At 52.1% G+C, this 15,331-nt stretch carries 14 protein-coding genes; 9 read left to right on the forward strand and 5 right to left on the reverse strand.

Translation table 11 applies throughout. The features are described from left to right. Positions 1-231: 231 nt before the first annotated feature. The 7 genes from ACFMKP_RS06075 to ACFMKP_RS06105 all read left to right on the forward strand — a co-directional run bounded on the left by ACFMKP_RS06075 (position 232) and on the right by ACFMKP_RS06105 (position 9,659). Positions 232-696, forward strand: coding sequence for a hypothetical protein (locus ACFMKP_RS06075; protein WP_382290001.1), 465 nt, complete (start codon positions 232-234; stop codon positions 694-696). Between the two features lie 39 nt (positions 697-735). Continuing rightward, the gene (locus ACFMKP_RS06080) at positions 736-2,709 is read left to right on the forward strand and encodes an amylo-alpha-1,6-glucosidase (protein WP_382290003.1); all 1,974 of its coding nucleotides are present in this window, start codon (positions 736-738) and stop codon (positions 2,707-2,709) included. Positions 2,710-3,193: 484 nt separating this feature from the next. Further along, complete coding sequence (locus ACFMKP_RS06085) at positions 3,194-4,345, forward strand: hypothetical protein (RefSeq protein WP_204754356.1); 1,152 nt, start codon at positions 3,194-3,196, stop codon at positions 4,343-4,345. A 38-nt stretch (positions 4,346-4,383) separates the two neighbouring features. Further along, positions 4,384-6,012, forward strand: coding sequence for a response regulator (locus tag ACFMKP_RS06090; RefSeq protein ID WP_382290006.1), 1,629 nt, complete (start codon positions 4,384-4,386; stop codon positions 6,010-6,012). 20 nt (positions 6,013-6,032) lie between these two features. Beyond that, positions 6,033-7,292, forward strand: a complete 1,260-nt coding sequence (locus ACFMKP_RS06095; protein WP_382290008.1) for a response regulator — start codon at positions 6,033-6,035, stop codon at positions 7,290-7,292. 189 nt (positions 7,293-7,481) lie between these two features. Beyond that, the gene (locus ACFMKP_RS06100) at positions 7,482-8,660 is read left to right on the forward strand and encodes an FIST signal transduction protein (RefSeq protein WP_382290010.1); all 1,179 of its coding nucleotides are present in this window, start codon (positions 7,482-7,484) and stop codon (positions 8,658-8,660) included. 21 nt (positions 8,661-8,681) lie between these two features. Further along, positions 8,682-9,659, forward strand: coding sequence for an STAS domain-containing protein (locus ACFMKP_RS06105; RefSeq protein ID WP_382290012.1), 978 nt, complete (start codon positions 8,682-8,684; stop codon positions 9,657-9,659). Between the two features lie 63 nt (positions 9,660-9,722). On the opposite strand, the gene ACFMKP_RS06110 is transcribed toward ACFMKP_RS06105, so the two are convergent. Next, a complete protein-coding gene (locus ACFMKP_RS06110; protein ID WP_054537482.1) occupies positions 9,723-10,139 on the reverse strand; it encodes a response regulator in 417 nt (138 codons plus the stop codon). 242 nt (positions 10,140-10,381) lie between these two features. Between ACFMKP_RS06110 and ACFMKP_RS06115 the strand changes: the two genes are divergently transcribed. Both ACFMKP_RS06115 and ACFMKP_RS06120 read left to right on the forward strand, forming a co-directional pair. Beyond that, a complete protein-coding gene (locus ACFMKP_RS06115) occupies positions 10,382-11,140 on the forward strand; it encodes a hypothetical protein (protein ID WP_382290014.1) in 759 nt (252 codons plus the stop codon). 82 nt (positions 11,141-11,222) lie between these two features. Further along, complete coding sequence (locus ACFMKP_RS06120; RefSeq protein WP_382290016.1) at positions 11,223-11,693, forward strand: hypothetical protein; 471 nt, start codon at positions 11,223-11,225, stop codon at positions 11,691-11,693. A gap of 85 nt (positions 11,694-11,778) precedes the next feature. On the opposite strand, the gene ACFMKP_RS06125 is transcribed toward ACFMKP_RS06120, so the two are convergent. The 4 genes from ACFMKP_RS06125 to ACFMKP_RS06140 form a co-directional block, all read right to left on the reverse strand. Further along, positions 11,779-13,053 carry a WXG100 family type VII secretion target gene (locus tag ACFMKP_RS06125; RefSeq protein WP_382290018.1) on the reverse strand — a complete coding sequence of 425 codons (1,275 nt, stop codon included), beginning with the start codon at positions 13,051-13,053 and terminating at the stop codon, positions 11,779-11,781. Between the two features lie 175 nt (positions 13,054-13,228). Beyond that, the gene (locus ACFMKP_RS06130; RefSeq protein WP_382290019.1) at positions 13,229-13,894 is read right to left on the reverse strand and encodes a DNA-3-methyladenine glycosylase; all 666 of its coding nucleotides are present in this window, start codon (positions 13,892-13,894) and stop codon (positions 13,229-13,231) included. Between the two features lie 57 nt (positions 13,895-13,951). After that, positions 13,952-14,329, reverse strand: a complete 378-nt coding sequence (locus ACFMKP_RS06135) for a hypothetical protein (RefSeq protein WP_382290021.1) — start codon at positions 14,327-14,329, stop codon at positions 13,952-13,954. 13 nt (positions 14,330-14,342) lie between these two features. Continuing rightward, positions 14,343-15,254 (reverse strand): RNA polymerase sigma factor RpoD/SigA, encoded by a 912-nt coding sequence (locus ACFMKP_RS06140; protein ID WP_204754561.1) that lies wholly within the window; start codon positions 15,252-15,254, stop codon positions 14,343-14,345. Positions 15,255-15,331: the final 77 nt, after the last annotated feature.

The raw sequence follows: 15,331 nt of genomic DNA on the forward strand, positions 1-15,331 counted from the left end.
GCTTTAACGCCGTGGTTCTTGCGCAATGCATCGATAAAAACTGGTGCTCCCCTCGCCCGCGTTCAGTGGGAGAGGGGCTGGGGGTGAGGGAATAGTCCTTGTTGCCTATCCAATGAACCATTACACCTAGCAAATAGTTTGCTTTGCAACAGCACCATGGATTCATGGTGCTGTTTGTTTTCTTGAGGTTTTGTTTTACACTTAACTGGCAATTCAGCGAATGGTGGAGCTATGATGCAAGCGTGGGTTGATGGAACCGTTATTCGTGGCCATGGCGTGGCTTCGGGCCACGCCAGCGATTCGCCCTATCCAGCAGGCACAATTGCCATGCAACAGCCCTATTTTGCCGCACTCGGGCTTGATTTGGCGGGCTTGCATTTGGCAACAATTAATCTTGATATTCAGCCAGCCAAGTGGCATTTGCTGCAAGCAGATTATACCTTTCGGGCGCTGCGCTGGACTGATCTACACCCGCCAGAAGATTTTTCATTTATCCGCTGCCAGCTGCTGTGGCAAGCCCAAAGCTACGCGGGCTACATCTATTATCCGCATCCAGCGACCAAAATGCAACATTTTCAATCGCCAAGTATGCTGGAATTATTGCTGCCATGGATTGCGACGATCAGCTATGGATCGCGAGCACGCTTAATCTATCGTGCTGAGCAACTTCAAATTGAGTCGGCTGCTCTGCTATAATCGCAGCCAAAGCCGACCATTTTAGCAGGACATAACACTATGTTTGGACGTGAAATTCTTGGGCATCCCGCTGCCGCCTTGCGCCGGGAGTGGATTGTGACCAATGGCGCTGGAGCCTATGCCATGGGTTCGCTCTTGGCAAATGCGCCAATTCGTAAATATCATGGCTTGTTGATTGCCGCCTTGGAGCCACCCCTAGGCCGAACCTTGTTGGTTGGTGGCTTGCAAGCAAGCGCGCAATATGGCAGCGAAACTTACGCATTAAGCAGCTTTGAATATAGCGATGGCCGATTAAGCGAGGGCTATCGCAACCTTGAAACTTGGCAATTAGATGGCACGATTCCAACTGCGCGCTATGCCTTGGCCGAAGCAGTGCTTAGCCAACGCATCTGGATGGAAGATGGCGCGAATACAAGCTATGTGCTGTTGACCCACGAGCGTGGCAACGACCCAATTAACCTCAACCTGCGGCCCTTGCTGACCGAGCGCGATCATCACGATACGACGGTTGATGCCGATTGGCAGCCGAGTTTTGGCGAATTAGCCAACGGCGTGCTAATGACAACTCCTGCTGGAACCCACGTGCGGCTGCTCAGCGACCAAGCAACCTGGCAAAGCGAGCCAGCAAGGTGGGTCGAAGAAATTTACTATCGCGAAGAGCTTGAACGTGGCTACCCCGACACAGCGCGTTTGTTGCAAGCTGGCGAATTTAGCGCAACCTTACAACCAGGCCAAAGCCTGACCTTGGTTTTTTCGACCGAGGCCGAGCCAAGCACCGCTGGCCTCCAAGCCTTGGCACGTGAGCAAGCCCGCCAAGCTGCGTTATTGGAGCAAGCACGGCTCTTGCACAAAGCTCCCGATTTTATCAAGCAACTGGTGTATGCCGCCGATCAATTTATGGTGCGGCGCGCGGTGCAATTGCCCGATGGCAGCACATGGCAAGGCTGGAGCGTGATTGCTGGCTATCCATGGTTCAGCGATTGGGGCCGCGACACCATGATTGCCCTGCCTGGCTTGTTGATGGCGACTGGGCGGGCCAATTTGGCGGCTGATGTGTTGCGCACATGGAGCCATTTTTTGAGCCAAGGCATGTTGCCCAACCGTTTTCCTGATGTTGGTGCTGAGCCAGAATACAACACCGTTGATGCAACGCTTTGGTTTTTTCAAGCACTGCGCACGGTCTATCAGGCTACCGGCGATATTCAATTGGTTGCCGATTTGTATCCTAAACTGGTTGAGATTATCGATTGGCATGAACGCGGCACGCGCTACTCGATCAAAGTGGCCGATGATTACCTATTAACTGCTGGTGAACCCACTGTGCAACTGACATGGATGGATGCCAAGTTTGAGGATTGGGTGGTTACGCCACGCGAAGGCAAAGCGGTTGAAATTAATGCGTTGTGGTATAGCGCTCTGCGCACCTTGGGCGAATTTGCCACCTTGTTGGGCTACGATCGCGATGTTGAGCGCTTTCGGCTGGCTGCTGAACAAGTGGCAACTGGTTACGAACGCTTTTGGTCGGCAGAGCATGGCTATCTCTACGATGTGATTGACGGCCCGCATGGCGTTGATCCTGCGTTGCGGCCCAACCAATTATTTGCGGTTTCGGTTGCGCACTCGCCGCTTGACGATGCCAAAGCCAAAGCGGTGGTGGATAGTTGCGCGCGCCATCTGGTGACCTCGTATGGCTTGCGCTCGTTGGCTCCCCACGATCAACAATATCTTGGCCTGTATGGCGGCGATTTGAAAACTCGCGATGCTTCGTATCACCAAGGCATTACATGGGGCTGGCTGATTGGCCCATTTATTAGTGCAGTGAGCAAAGTTTATGGGGTTGAGCAAGCGCGCAGCTATTTGCAACCATTCGCTGATCATCTGCGCGATGCGGGGATTGGCTCGGTGAGCGAAATTTTCGATGGCGATACGCCAATTACACCGCGTGGTTGTCCATGGCAGGCTTGGAGCGTGGCTGAATTGCTGCGCTGTAGCGTCGAGCTGAATAGTCGCTAAGCAAGCGGTTAAATGTATTGGTACATGCGGTTAACCACCGCCTGATCCCCTCACCCCAACCCCTCTCCCACGTGGCGGGCGAGGGGCTTTAACGCGGTGGTTCTTGCGCAATACGTCGGTAAAAACCAGCGCTCCCCTCGCCCGCGTTCAGTGGGAGAGGGGCTGGGGGTGAGGGCATGCTCTGGTTGACAACCTAATGAACCAGTACAGTTAGGCATTAGGGCTAAGCAACCGCGAAGAGCGCGAAGATTGGGGTTAAGCAAGCTTAATAACAATCCACAGCATAGATATTTGGGGGTGCAGGGGGATGAAAACCCCCGGCGTTTTCCTCCGGCGGAGGGACGGAAGGGTGGCGAAAGAGCTATTTTTTGTTCCAAGCGAACCCGAATTCGGGCTTGCTATGGCCCAAAAAACCACTATATCGAGCGGGCCGGGCTATGCTATAATGCAGCCTGTTGCCACTGCCCTGTAGGAGACCCAACCAATGACGCACTACTACCCTGATGGTGCTGCCCCGGTCGTCATGCATACGGTTGCACGCATCGAACGCCAACTGCCAGTTGAAGGAGAAGTGCTGGTGCGGGTTGGCAGTCGGGTGGAGCCAGATGATATCGTGTTGCGGGCGCAATATCCACTTGATCCACAAATTATTAATATTGCGCGCGATCTTGGCGTATTGCCGACCCAAGTCTATTCGAAAATGAAAAAAGAAGAGGGCAATAAAGTCGCCAAGGGTGAAGTGCTGGCGCGGGCTGGGTTAATTGCTGGCTCTTCCGTGTTGGCTCCAGTTGCTGGTACAATAACAACGATTGATCGCAGCACAGGCTATGTCACCCTCACTCCTAATCCATTGCCAATCGAACTTAAAGCGCAAGTTCGTGGGATTGTGATGGAAGTGCCTGATTCGCGCACGGTGATTATCGAAACGCCAGCCTCGTATGTGCAAGGCATTTTTGGCCTTGGCGGCGAGCGTTTTGGCGTGCTGCGCTTGTTGGTGACTGATCCTAAAGAGCAAGTTGATATTAGCTCGATCGATGCGCGTTCGGCCTATGCAATTTTGATTGGCGGCGCGAGCATTACGGCAGCAGCCTTGCGCAGAGCAATCGATGAGCAAGTGCGTGGCGTGATTGTTGGCGGCATCGAAGAACACGAATTGCGTGATTTCCTTGGCGATGATGGCTTTGATGCTTGGCGCACAGGCTATAATACATGGCGCTTGCCAGCCCCTCCCTACAATCGTGATCCCGGCCTAACTTTGATGATCACCGAAGGTTTTGGGGTGCATCCCATGAACGAAGCGTTGTTCAAAACGCTATCGTTGTATGATCAACAAGAGGCCTTGATCGAAGGCGTTACCCAACTCCGTAGCCCTCAACGCCGCCCACGGGTGGTGATTCCACTCTCACGGGTACGCAATATTGAGCAAGCAGCTGTGATTAAAGCAAGTTTGGCGGTTGGCAGCCCAGCGCGGATTGTGGCTGGACCCCATCGCGGCACGGTTGGCACTGTGCGCAGTTTCCCTGCCTTGCCCCAACTCTTGCCTTCTGGTGTTCGTTCGCATGTCGTTGAAATAACCCTTAGTGATGGGAAGCAAACGCTGCTACCGGCAGCAGCACTTGAACCCCTGTCACCCTGATCCTACCAAGCTAGGTTGATCGAGGAGTGTAGTTGGCCATGACCGAACGCCAACCCAACGAAGCCTCTGAGTATAGTCGTGCTCCGACTATTCTTGTTGTTGATGATGATACGACGATTTGCCGCTATTGCTCAAAAGCGCTGCGCAATGTCGGCTATCAGGTTGTTGATACAACGTCGGGCTTGGTCGCGCTAGATTATATGCGCCATCAAGTGTTCGATTTGTTGTTGACCGATATTAAAATGCCTGAGATGAGCGGCCTTGAGTTGGCTCGTCAGGCGCGAGCCTTAAATCCAGGCTTGGCCGTAATTATCATGACTGGCCAAACTACCTTGGAAACGCTGCGCGAGGCGGTGCAACAGGGCGTAACTAGCTATCTTAGCAAGCCCTTTGAGATTGAAGAAATGCGCTTGACAGTGGCTCAAGTGCTGCATCAACGGGCAATGGTGCTGCAAAAGGTCAAACTTGAAGCAATTGTGCATCAACTTGAATTAAGCAGTGCCTTTAATCGCACGCTTTCGCTGAGCGAATTGTGCGGCGAGATTGTGCGCGTCACGAATAGCGAAATTGGCTGTAAATTTGGCTATTTCTTGTTGCAACAGCCTGATGAAGCGCCACGCTTGCTGATGGGTCAAGCCAATCATCCCCAATTAAATGAGGCTGGTTGGCAGTTATTGCAAGAAACCTATCAACAGCAACAACCAATTCAAACCACGCTCAATTTGGCCAATACTGAACATAACGTCATTACGTTTCCCTTGCGGGTTGGCGGGGCGATGATCGGCAGCGCGTTGTTTGATTATACTGAAGCCTTGCCCAGCGCCCAGATCGAAGGCATGATGCTCTTGCTGAATCAAGCAGCCTCTGCCTTGAATAATGCCCAACTTTTTACGCGGGTGCAAGAGGCCAACGGGCGGTTGCAAGAGCTTGATCGGCTGAAAAGCGAGTTTATTTCGATCACCTCGCACGAGTTGCGCACGCCGCTGGCGGTGGTGCTTGGCTATGGCATCGTCATTCAAGAACGCAGCGAGCAGCCAATTCGTACCTATCTTGATCGCTTGGTCGAGAGCGCTCAGCGCATGAAGGAAATTATCGACGATATGACGCACCTGCGGCGCTTGGATACGCGCCAAACTGAGTTGCAGGTCGAGCCAATTGTGCTTGATGAATTGCTGTATGAAGTTATCGAGCAAATGCAAGGGCTGGCCCAAAAGAAAGCCCAAACTATCTCATTGGCCACGCCGCCCGATGCACTCTGTACCTTGTATGCAGATAGGGCCAAAATTGCCTTGGTGTTGATGAGTTTGCTCTCAAATGCCATGAAATTTACGCCGGCAGAAGGCATTATTACGCTACGAGCATGGTGCGAAACGGTACAAGCAGTGCCCTATGAACATACCTATTTCAAAGGCACGCTGCAACCTGGGCCATGGGTCTTTGTCAGCATCAGCGATTCGGGTATTGGCATTCCTGAATCGCAGTTGCAACGGATTTTCGATCGGTTTTACCAAGTAGCCCAATCACTCACCCGTGAGTATGGGGGTACTGGGGTAGGTTTAGCCCTTGTGCAAGGCTTAGTTGCATTGCATAATGGTCATGTTTGGGTTCAAAGCGAAGAAGGTCGCGGCAGTACGTTCACGGTTGCACTGCCACAGCGGGGGCTTTAGCCTCACAAGTAGGAGTTTGTATGGGCTACAGGGTCTTTGTGGTAGCTGGTGATAATACGGTGCTTCAATCGCTGAGTACGGCTGTCACAGGCGAAATTGAGCTTTCGATGCTGCAATCGTCCAACGAGGCATTGTGGGAATTGCAGCAAATTGCCCCCGATGTCTTGATTGCCGATTATGATTTGCCCGGGTTTAGCGGCTTGGATTTGGCTGATCTTGTGCCAAATTTTGCGCCCGACACGCGGGTGATTCTGGTCGCTCGTTCGGCTAACCCTGAGGTTGCTGAGCAAGCTGCCCAGCGCGGCGTATTTCGGTTCATTGACCGCAATTTGACGGCAGTTTTGGTGCTTGATGCTTTAGATGAAGCATTGCAAGCAGCGCCGCCGCCACGTCCGGTCGAGCCAGAACCAGTCTACGAACCAGAGCCAGAGCCAGAACCACAGCCTCAAGCTCCTTCGCGTTTTGCCCCACCGCCAAGCGTTTCCAAAGCGCCTGCGCCTGCCAAAATGGGTGGCCCACCACCTGTTTCTAAAGCGCCAACTCCAGTAGCACGCACAACTGCGCCAGCGCCCGCCCCAGCCAGCATCAGCAAAGGGCCGCCACCGGTCAGCCCGCGCCCAACAGCACCACCCCAGCGTTCGCGCACTGCGCCACCGCCAGTGAGTGCTCGCCCAGCGCCAGCGACTCGTTCAGCGCCACCACCAGTTAGCCCACGGCCTGCGGCCCAGCAACCAGCGCGGCCTGCTGCAACTCCAGCACGGCCAGCAACAACTCCGGCTCGACCTGCTGCCCCAATCCAGCAAACGCCGCCGCCAGCTCAGCAAACGCCGCCCCCAGCTAGCAATGCTGATGATGTGTTTGGCTCGAAGTTACGCAGCGGTGGTTCGTTGGTGCTCACTGCTGAAACTTTGGCTCCCTTGGTGGCTAAACTCAAGGATCTTGGGGTGCAGCTCGGTGCTCAATCAACCATTTTGACCGACCGCTGGGGCGTGCCTTTGGTTGAAGAAGGCCATACCTCGCTGCCATTGCCGCCATTTTTGCCATTGTTGGCCACCAGCTTTTCGACGATGGTCGATTATACCCGTCAGCTGCATAACGACCCTGGCAGCGGCCTGTATATGCACGAAGGCGATATCTACGATTTTTATATTTTTGATGTTGGCAAGCAATTTTTGTTGGTTATGGTCTTCGATAAAACCATCGCTGCTCCCAAACTTGGCACGGTTTGGTTGTATGCCAAACGGGCTGTGCGCGAGTTGGCCGACGAGCTTGAGGGCTAATTCTCCAATAAACGAAGCTGTGTAGCCAAGCCTCAGCAACTACACAGCTTCGTTTGGGTTCATCTTTCACGCCTATTCTCACCCTTCTGTTGATTGCCTACATGCCACTTCCCATCGTATTCTAGGCCTAGCTAATCCGCACTTACGACAATGAAGTCTCTGCATCTTTTGTGTTGTGAGGTATCCACCATGACGACCCACGCAGCTACCGGTGCATCGCAGATTGAGCACAGCTATAACGCTGGTTTTGCCGCCGCCGAGCAAGCTTGCTCGCAGCTGGCCCCCCATTCGCCCACTTGTTTAATCGCCTTTACCACCGATACTTACGATCAAGCAGCCGTTGTTCAGGGAATTCGCGCTGCCAGCCAGCAAGCGCCATTAATCGGTTGCTGCGCAGGCGGCATTATTAGCAATGCTGGCACCTACACCAACGGCGTGGTGGTGCTGGCGCTCACATCCGATGCCCTCAAACTCGATTTAGGCTTAGTGGCTGGGGTAAAAGCCGATCCCAGCAAGGTTGCCGATCAATTGGCCGATCAATTAGAGTCGGCCTTGGATCAGGCAGCTGGTTCACAGGCAGCTGGTTCACAGGCAGCGCTCGTGTTGGTTGATGGTTTGGCCGGAACCTTGACCGATTTTGTGCAGCATGCAACTGCCGCCTTTGGCCCGCTCTGCCCCATGGTTGGCGGCGGCGCTGGCGATAGTTTCCAGTTCAAGCAGACCTATCAATTTGTCAACGATCAGGTGATTAGCGATGGGGCTGCGGTTGGGGTTTTGCAATCGCCCACGCCCATGGGAATCGGGGTTCAACATGGCTGGGAGCCAGCAGCCCGTGGCTTAGTAGTCACCCGCAGCGAGGGCACAATCATCTATGAGCTTGATGGCCGGCCTGCCTTTGCGGTCTATCAAGAGCTATTTCCCGATTTAACCGTCGAAAATTTTGGCCGCTTTGTGATTGACCACCCCATTGGCTTGCCCCAAATTAATGGTGAGTTTTTGATTCGCGATCCACTGCGAACCCATCCCGATGGCTCGATTGAATGCATCGCCAGCGTACCCAAAAATGTGGTTGCCCACATTATGCATGGCTCGCCCGAAACCTTATTTAATGCAGCTCAACTGGCCACCAAACGCGCTTTGGCTGCGATTGATGGGCCACCAGCAGCCTTAATCATTTTCGATTGTGTTTCGCGCTTGGCAATGCTTGGCGACGAGGCTGCGACCGAAGTTCAACGCATTCGCGAGGTTGCAGGCTTAGATGTGCCAGTGGTTGGGATGTTTAGTTTTGGCGAAATTGCCGCTGCGGAAACTGGCGGCGCATTATTCCACAATAAAACCGTTGTTGTGTACGCTATTGGTCAGGCCTGACCATTGAACGGATGACGTTGTATGCTCAATCGTGAAATCGAACTAGCCATTCTCTATGAAATATCGTCGCTGCCTTTAACGTTAACAACGATTGAGGCCACGTTGGATGTTGCCCTCGATAAAGTAACCAGATTGTTTGCCTGCGAAGTGGCGATTTGCTATCTGCTCGAAGCTCCATTGCAATTGGTTGCCAAGGCGGCGCGTGGCGTGCGGCTCAAGCGAGTTTTGGCCACGATCGAGCTAGCAGAGCCAGCCCAACTTGGTACCTATAGCCAAGCATGGCAGGCTGGCGAAGCGCTGCCATGGCCAATTGATCCCTTGCAAGGCCAATACCCAATGCAAGCGGCCATGGGCCTGCCAATTTGGAATGAAGGCGAATTATTGGGTTGGATCTACGCTGGACGCTTGAAAGGCCAGACATTTAGCACCGTCGAAGTCTCATTATTCAATATTTTTGCCAACCGCATTGGTAGCGCTTTGGCGATTACGCTTGGGCGTTTGCGCGATCAGCAACAGCAGCGTGATTTAGCTCAAGCCAATGCCCAGCTTGAGCAAACCCTCAGCCGATTAACCGATGTCTATCAACAGCAAGAACAACTGCTGCAAACCATTCGTGAGCTTTCAGCGCCATTGCTACAAATTGCCGATGCAGTGATGCTATTGCCGCTGATTGGCACGGTTGATCAAGAGCGAGCCAGCCAAATAACTGCCAACGTCTTGCAAACGATCAGCCAACAGCATGCGACGGTTTGTATTATTGATATTACGGGGATTGCGGCGCTGGATTATACTGCCGCCAATAGCCTATTGCAGCTGGCTCAATCGGCGCGCTTGCTTGGAACCCAAATTATTCTCTGTGGAATTTCGCCAGATGTGGCCCAAATTTTGGTCTCGTTGAGCATGGATTTAGCTGGGACGCGCACGACCAACGATTTGCAGCATGCCTTACGTTTAGCCTTTCACTTGGCTGGGTCTCATGATTATAAACTGTTTGCTTAACCAAAAAATGGGTGAACTCAACCCATTGAGCACACCCATGTTTGTCTCCCGATGTACTTAGGCCTAATCTGGCTCCCAGACACCTTCGCCATCCATTACCCGTTGTAATTGTTCTGGAAACCGATCGTGACGTAAAGGTTTGCCAATAAACCCATCGAACCCCGCAGCGCGTACTTTGGCAACGTCTTCTGCCGTGTTATCGGCACTGACTGCAACCACGATTGCATTCAGTAATTTTGGATGAACCCGAATCTTTTCGAGAATGCTATATCCGTCATCACCAGGCAAATTTAAATCAAGCAAGACTAAATTAATTGGTGGAACGTCATTTTTTGCCATAAATGCGAAAAGTTGCTTTCCTGATGGCCGAACATTACAATAGCGCACGCGTGGGTCATCATTGAGCATTTCGGTAATAATCCACATGTTGTCGGCGTTATCTTCGACAACCATAACAAACGCTTTTTGAATTGGGGGCATCGCTGCATCCTTTCTGTGGTATATGGAGCGCGATAATGGCGTAGCGATCTCACTCTATTGTATGCGACACTTGAAAAAAGTACAACTAGCAGCGTTACGACAGCCCTACGAATCCATCTAGGCCGTGAACTTCAATTAACGCATACATTGAGTTATTTTAAGTAATTATTAATGAATTTTGCTTACAGCTGAATAGCTTAAGCCACAAGCAGCCCCAAGATCAGCGTCATGAGGAGGATTCGATGCAGCTTGACTATATTCCAAGTTTGCTGCGCCAGCGGGCAATTTACGATCTGCCACCTGGGCCAGCGCGCTTTGAGGCTTATCTTGCCAGTATGACCAATCAAAAACGCGATGGGCTTGAGTGGCCGTTTGCGCCGCTCAACCCAATGGGTAAAGCGCATGTGCCAGCGCATTACGATGCCCTCTTGGCCTTCGATGCTGAAGCAATTGCCCAACAAACAATGAGCGAGCTGCAAACCGAGCTGCCAGCGCTTGATTGTTCAATCCGTGTAACGTTGGTTGTAGTTGATGATGCGTTGGGCGGCTGGACGCAGCATAACTTCACCGATTGGGCCTATCGTTTTAGTCCAATCCTGAGTGCGAAAAGTAATTGGTTGCCAGTCTATTGTTGGACGAGTGTTGCGCCAACGCCAGCTTTGGTGCGCCAAGCAATTCGCGCGGCAATCTATCGGGCTGGCTATCGTTTGGTGCATGGCGAGGCCCAAACTTTGAGTGCAATGTTGCGTCAAGAGGGTGCGGTTACGCGCTTTGCAGGCCAAGCTTTGCCGTACTATAGCGAAGCTGAATTGGCTGCTATGAGTGAGCGTATCACAGAATATCTCGATTCACGCGATCAACCGACCCAGTTTGCAGCATTTTATGGCGATGAAATTGCTATTGAGGTTGGGTATCCAAGTTTAGGGCTGCCAGCGTATGCTGGGCTTGTGGTGGCAACGAAGGCAACTATGGTTGATCCCATCAGCTTATTAACTGCTTGACACGCCTGCTATGCTTGCGATTGTGGAAATTTTCCCTAGCGATAGGGCCTGTGAGGAAACGCTGTATGAAACAAGTTCGTCTTTGGCATCAAGTCTGATGTTGTTGTTGGTGATGGGTCTTTTAGTGGCTTGTGGCGGTTCGCCAGCAGAAACCCCCGAAGTGCGTTCGGAAAACTTTCTCAAAGATTTTGTGGCTGGGATGAATGATCCTGCTTTAGGTGAAGCTGCAAAACAAGAAGAAATTGCCACGAAGCTTGCTGGCTATTTTGCACCCGATCAACGCGCAACCCAAAAAGCTGCCTTGCTTGAACAACTGCAACAAATGGCTCCCATGGGTGGCCAAATTGAAGCCAAGCTCGAAAATGTAAAGTTTGAAAAAGTTTCTGAATCAGGCGATACTGCTGTTGTTAAGATTAGTGGTGGCACCATGGTCATGACGGTTGCGGGCGAATCTACCTCAGTCGACTTAGCCGATGGTGGCATTGCCCCAGGCTCAAGTAGCAATGAATCAACCTTGAAAAAAGTTGATAATGTTTGGTACATCGTTCCCTAAGTAGCGAAACTACACGTAGATAGGCCAACGCCCCGTGTGATCAATTGATCAGCGGGGCGTTGGCTAATTAAAAAAAGAACGAGGTCTAGTGGTTTAACATGTTCAAGGCATCTTTGCGTTCGCTAACGAAGCGGTTTTTCAAGCCTTGGATAACGCCAGCATCGCTGGTATTTTTGAAGTAGGCTAAGCGACCGTTTGGCAGCGTTTTGCTGCGTTCGGTATAAATCGCATTAATAATTTGCGATTCGCTCATTTGACTGATATTTTGGCCTTTGAGTGCGTTGGTGATAACACTTGCGCCTGGGCCATGTTGGACTGACGTTGACCAAACAACATCACGCAAGGCTGGTGAGTATTTGCTCACATCGAGGCCTGCGTCTCTGAGTTTGTTAACTTGGGGTTGATAGTGGGTATTTTCAATATACTGATGTTGGGCAGCTTTAAAGCCTTCTGGATCGCGAGCAGCGATTTGTTTCCATTTGGCGGTAAATTCTGCACTACCTGGGCGCAAGCCCTTGAATTCTTCAGCATATTGTTGGCCAGCTGGGTTGCGCAAAAATTCAGCGACCCGTCCGCCATTGACGGCAACCAATTTGCCATCTTTTTTGATCATGGTTTGGCTGGTCATTTGGTATGAACCGTATGATGCCCCACCAAGGTCGCCCTTGCCCGATGAAACGGTGCCTGGGCCACGTCCGCCGGTTTCGTATTTTTCGGAAAGTTTGCCAATGCTTGAGCCGCTGGCTGCTGCGCTTGAGCTGCCACCACCAGAGGCTTTAGCGCCGCCAGTTGGTTGTGCAGAGGCACTTGCAGTACCACCGCCACCGCCACCACCGCCGCCACCGCCGGAAGCTTTAGCGCCGCCAGCTGGTTGTGCAGAGGCACTTGCAGTACCGCCGCCACCACCGCCACCGCCACCGCCGCCACCGCCGCCGCCAGCCATAACGCCAGCACCAGCGCCTGTGCTTGCATTGGTTGTTGCTGTTTCAGTAGCACCACCACTTGCGCCACCATCAGAAGCGCCAGCACCTTGGGTGCTCGCTGAACCGCCACCGGTGAGATCGCCTTTAAACAGGCCTGAGGCTTCTTGCTCGGCTTGCTGCATAACCTTTTTGATTTCTAAGGTTGTGCCTTGAGCCACTTGAAACGCGTTGATCAAGCGTTGGACTGCTGGCAATAGATCGGCTTGCATTTCGTTTTGAAAGGCAACCGAGGCATCGCCAATCCAGGTTGAACGTAAGTTTTCAATGGTTTGTTTGAGCGTGCTTTGTAATGCCGTAACGCTTTCAGCATTTTTGCTTAGGCGTTGGGCAACTTGGTCAAGTACTTCATAATCAGCTTGAACGATTGGTGCGGCCATGAATCCTCCAACACTCGCGTGCTAAAAGATGGAAATAGCCCTCGACGGTAGGCTATCGCCAGAAATCTTAACCGTATCCTGCTCTGGGGAATCATGGTAGTGTGTTGGTTGCTATACCACGACTGCCTTATAATGACATAAAAGGGCGATTTGTGTCAAATGGCTTTTAAAATAGCTAGATAGCTTCGTTTTGAAACCAATGCGGCTGTGGTTGATAGATTTGGCCGCTATTTTGCCGCCGTGTGCCACTCAGGGCCAATGAATCGGCTACAATCAAACGCCATGGCGCAGCAACCGTATGCGGATCGCTGTTAATTCCAATCCGTGGGGTTTGGATAATTGCACTATCAGCCAATGCTGGGCCTTGTTCAACCCACAACCCAGCCGTACTCGAACAGACATCAACACCATCAAGCCGCTTGTCGATAGCCATGGCGCGACAGAGCATGCCCGGCCCACTGGCGATCCGGAGTGGTTTCGCCAGATCTTTTTGGGCAAGTTCGGCCATGGTTGCAATCCCCGCTACTGGCTCGACTGCCCGAATCAGTACCGCCGCACCTTCATCGAGCGCTTGGGTTACCACATTTAAGCAATGATAAATACCATAAATGATGTAGACATAACTAATGCCTCCCAATGCGAACATCGAACGAGCGCGTGGGGTATTGCGGCGATGGGCATGGCACGAAGGATCATCAGGGGTATAAGCTTCGGTTTCAACAATCCGCCCGCGTAATTCTTCGCCACTGGCTAAGCGCCGTACCAAGGTACAGCCCAGAAGTTCACGCGCAACCAGCAACGAATGGCGTTGATAAAAATCAGCACTCAGGATCTGCGACATGCATACACCTATTCTCTAGCTCAATTGTGCTGATAAGTATAGCTGATTTTGGGGGGTTTAGGTGGTGCTGATCCAGGTTAATCCAGCAATAATCAAAAATATTAGCCACGAGGGATGTTTGGCGCGGGAGCCAACCAAGGCCACACCAAAACAGAGTAAAAAGGCAATTGAACTGGTGCGCAGCAGGGTGATGTGGCTTGCTGCAAGGTTGGTTTGCTGGGCGCAATCAAAAAAGAGCCATGCCATTGCCAAGCCTAAAATGCTGGTGATGTGCCAAGTAAAGCGTAGCGTTGGCAAGCGCGATTGCAGCAGTTTATTGGGGGTAGTTTGGATTTGGCGGGCTAATGGACGCAAGATTAAGTGCTCGCCCAAAACGCTGTGGGCTACGGCCATCAGCACGGTGAGTAATCCTGCGACCATTAAAGAGCTGTTCATCGCTTAAGCTCGTTCACTGCGATAAATGGGTGCGCAACACTTGCAATGCGCCAGCCTCAATTTGTTGAATCCGTTGGCGGGTGCGTCCGACAACTGCGCCAACTTCAGAGAGCGAACGACTTTTGCCATCGTTCAGGCCATAGCGCAGGGTCAACACTTCTTGCTCTTGCTCGGAAAGTTGGTTGAGCATAGCCCGCGTATATTGGGCATCGATGCTGGTCAGCAAGCATTCAAGTTCGTCTTCCCAATCTTCGTCGGGCAAACTATCACCAAGCAACATATCGGTTTCTTCATTTTTCGGGGTTGCCAGCGAAATTGGCACTTGTGCGATGCTGAGTAAATCGCAAATTTTCTCTTCTGGCACGCCTAAGGCGGTGCTAATTTCGTGGGCGCTTGGCTCGCGGCCAAGGGCTTGCAGCAATTTCGTTTCAACCCGTCGCACTTTGATCAAGAGTTCCCAGCGATGGACTGGCAAGCGAATCAGGCGGCCTTGGTTGGCCAACGAGCGGGTAATCGCTTGGCGAATCCACCAGGTTGCATAGGTCGAGAAGCGCACGCCTTTGGTGGCATCAAAACGCTCAATCGCATTCATGAGGCCAATATTGCCTTCTTGGATTAAATCTTGGAAGGGCAGGCCAAAGCCGCGGTAGCGTTTGGCAATGCTGACGACTAAGCGCAAATTAGCCCGCACCAGTTGTTCGTGGGCTGGCTCTCGAAGCTTGCTGACGCATTGCTCAAAAAGGGCGCAACTTGGGCAGCGTTCAATGCGACAAGCTGCTGAAGGTTGGGCTTGACGAGCCACGTGAACAATCTGGGTTAGCTTTTGCTCCTCTTCTGCTGCTAGGAGTGGAGTTTCAGCAATTTCATTAAGATAACGTTGCAGCCCGTCGTCAAGGGCTGGTTCGTTGCTGGCGTGCAACATCATTGGTTCACTCCTATTAAATCGATGCTGTGGCGGGCGTATAGCTAGTCTAACCACGATCAGCCAGCTTGGCATCAGGT

This window comes from Herpetosiphon sp. NSE202 (genome assembly GCF_042688385.1).
Lineage (GTDB): Bacteria > Chloroflexota > Chloroflexia > Chloroflexales > Herpetosiphonaceae > Herpetosiphon.

What these genes read in the sequence shown, in the direction of transcription:
- ACFMKP_RS06075 (WP_382290001.1), top strand. Translation starts at nt 232, where the DNA reads ATGATGCAAGCGTGGGTTGATGGAACCGTTATTCGTGGCCATGGCGTG.
- ACFMKP_RS06080 (WP_382290003.1), top strand. Translation starts at nt 736, where the DNA reads ATGTTTGGACGTGAAATTCTTGGGCATCCCGCTGCCGCCTTGCGCCGG.
- ACFMKP_RS06085 (WP_204754356.1), top strand. Translation starts at nt 3,194, where the DNA reads ATGACGCACTACTACCCTGATGGTGCTGCCCCGGTCGTCATGCATACG.
- ACFMKP_RS06090 (WP_382290006.1), top strand. Translation starts at nt 4,384, where the DNA reads ATGACCGAACGCCAACCCAACGAAGCCTCTGAGTATAGTCGTGCTCCG.
- ACFMKP_RS06095 (WP_382290008.1), top strand. Translation starts at nt 6,033, where the DNA reads ATGGGCTACAGGGTCTTTGTGGTAGCTGGTGATAATACGGTGCTTCAA.
- ACFMKP_RS06100 (WP_382290010.1), top strand. Translation starts at nt 7,482, where the DNA reads ATGACGACCCACGCAGCTACCGGTGCATCGCAGATTGAGCACAGCTAT.
- ACFMKP_RS06105 (WP_382290012.1), top strand. Translation starts at nt 8,682, where the DNA reads ATGCTCAATCGTGAAATCGAACTAGCCATTCTCTATGAAATATCGTCG.
- ACFMKP_RS06110 (WP_054537482.1), bottom strand. Translation starts at nt 10,139, where the DNA reads ATGCCCCCAATTCAAAAAGCGTTTGTTATGGTTGTCGAAGATAACGCC.
- ACFMKP_RS06115 (WP_382290014.1), top strand. Translation starts at nt 10,382, where the DNA reads ATGCAGCTTGACTATATTCCAAGTTTGCTGCGCCAGCGGGCAATTTAC.
- ACFMKP_RS06125 (WP_382290018.1), bottom strand. Translation starts at nt 13,053, where the DNA reads ATGGCCGCACCAATCGTTCAAGCTGATTATGAAGTACTTGACCAAGTT.
- ACFMKP_RS06130 (WP_382290019.1), bottom strand. Translation starts at nt 13,894, where the DNA reads ATGTCGCAGATCCTGAGTGCTGATTTTTATCAACGCCATTCGTTGCTG.
- ACFMKP_RS06135 (WP_382290021.1), bottom strand. Translation starts at nt 14,329, where the DNA reads ATGAACAGCTCTTTAATGGTCGCAGGATTACTCACCGTGCTGATGGCC.
- ACFMKP_RS06140 (WP_204754561.1), bottom strand. Translation starts at nt 15,254, where the DNA reads ATGATGTTGCACGCCAGCAACGAACCAGCCCTTGACGACGGGCTGCAA.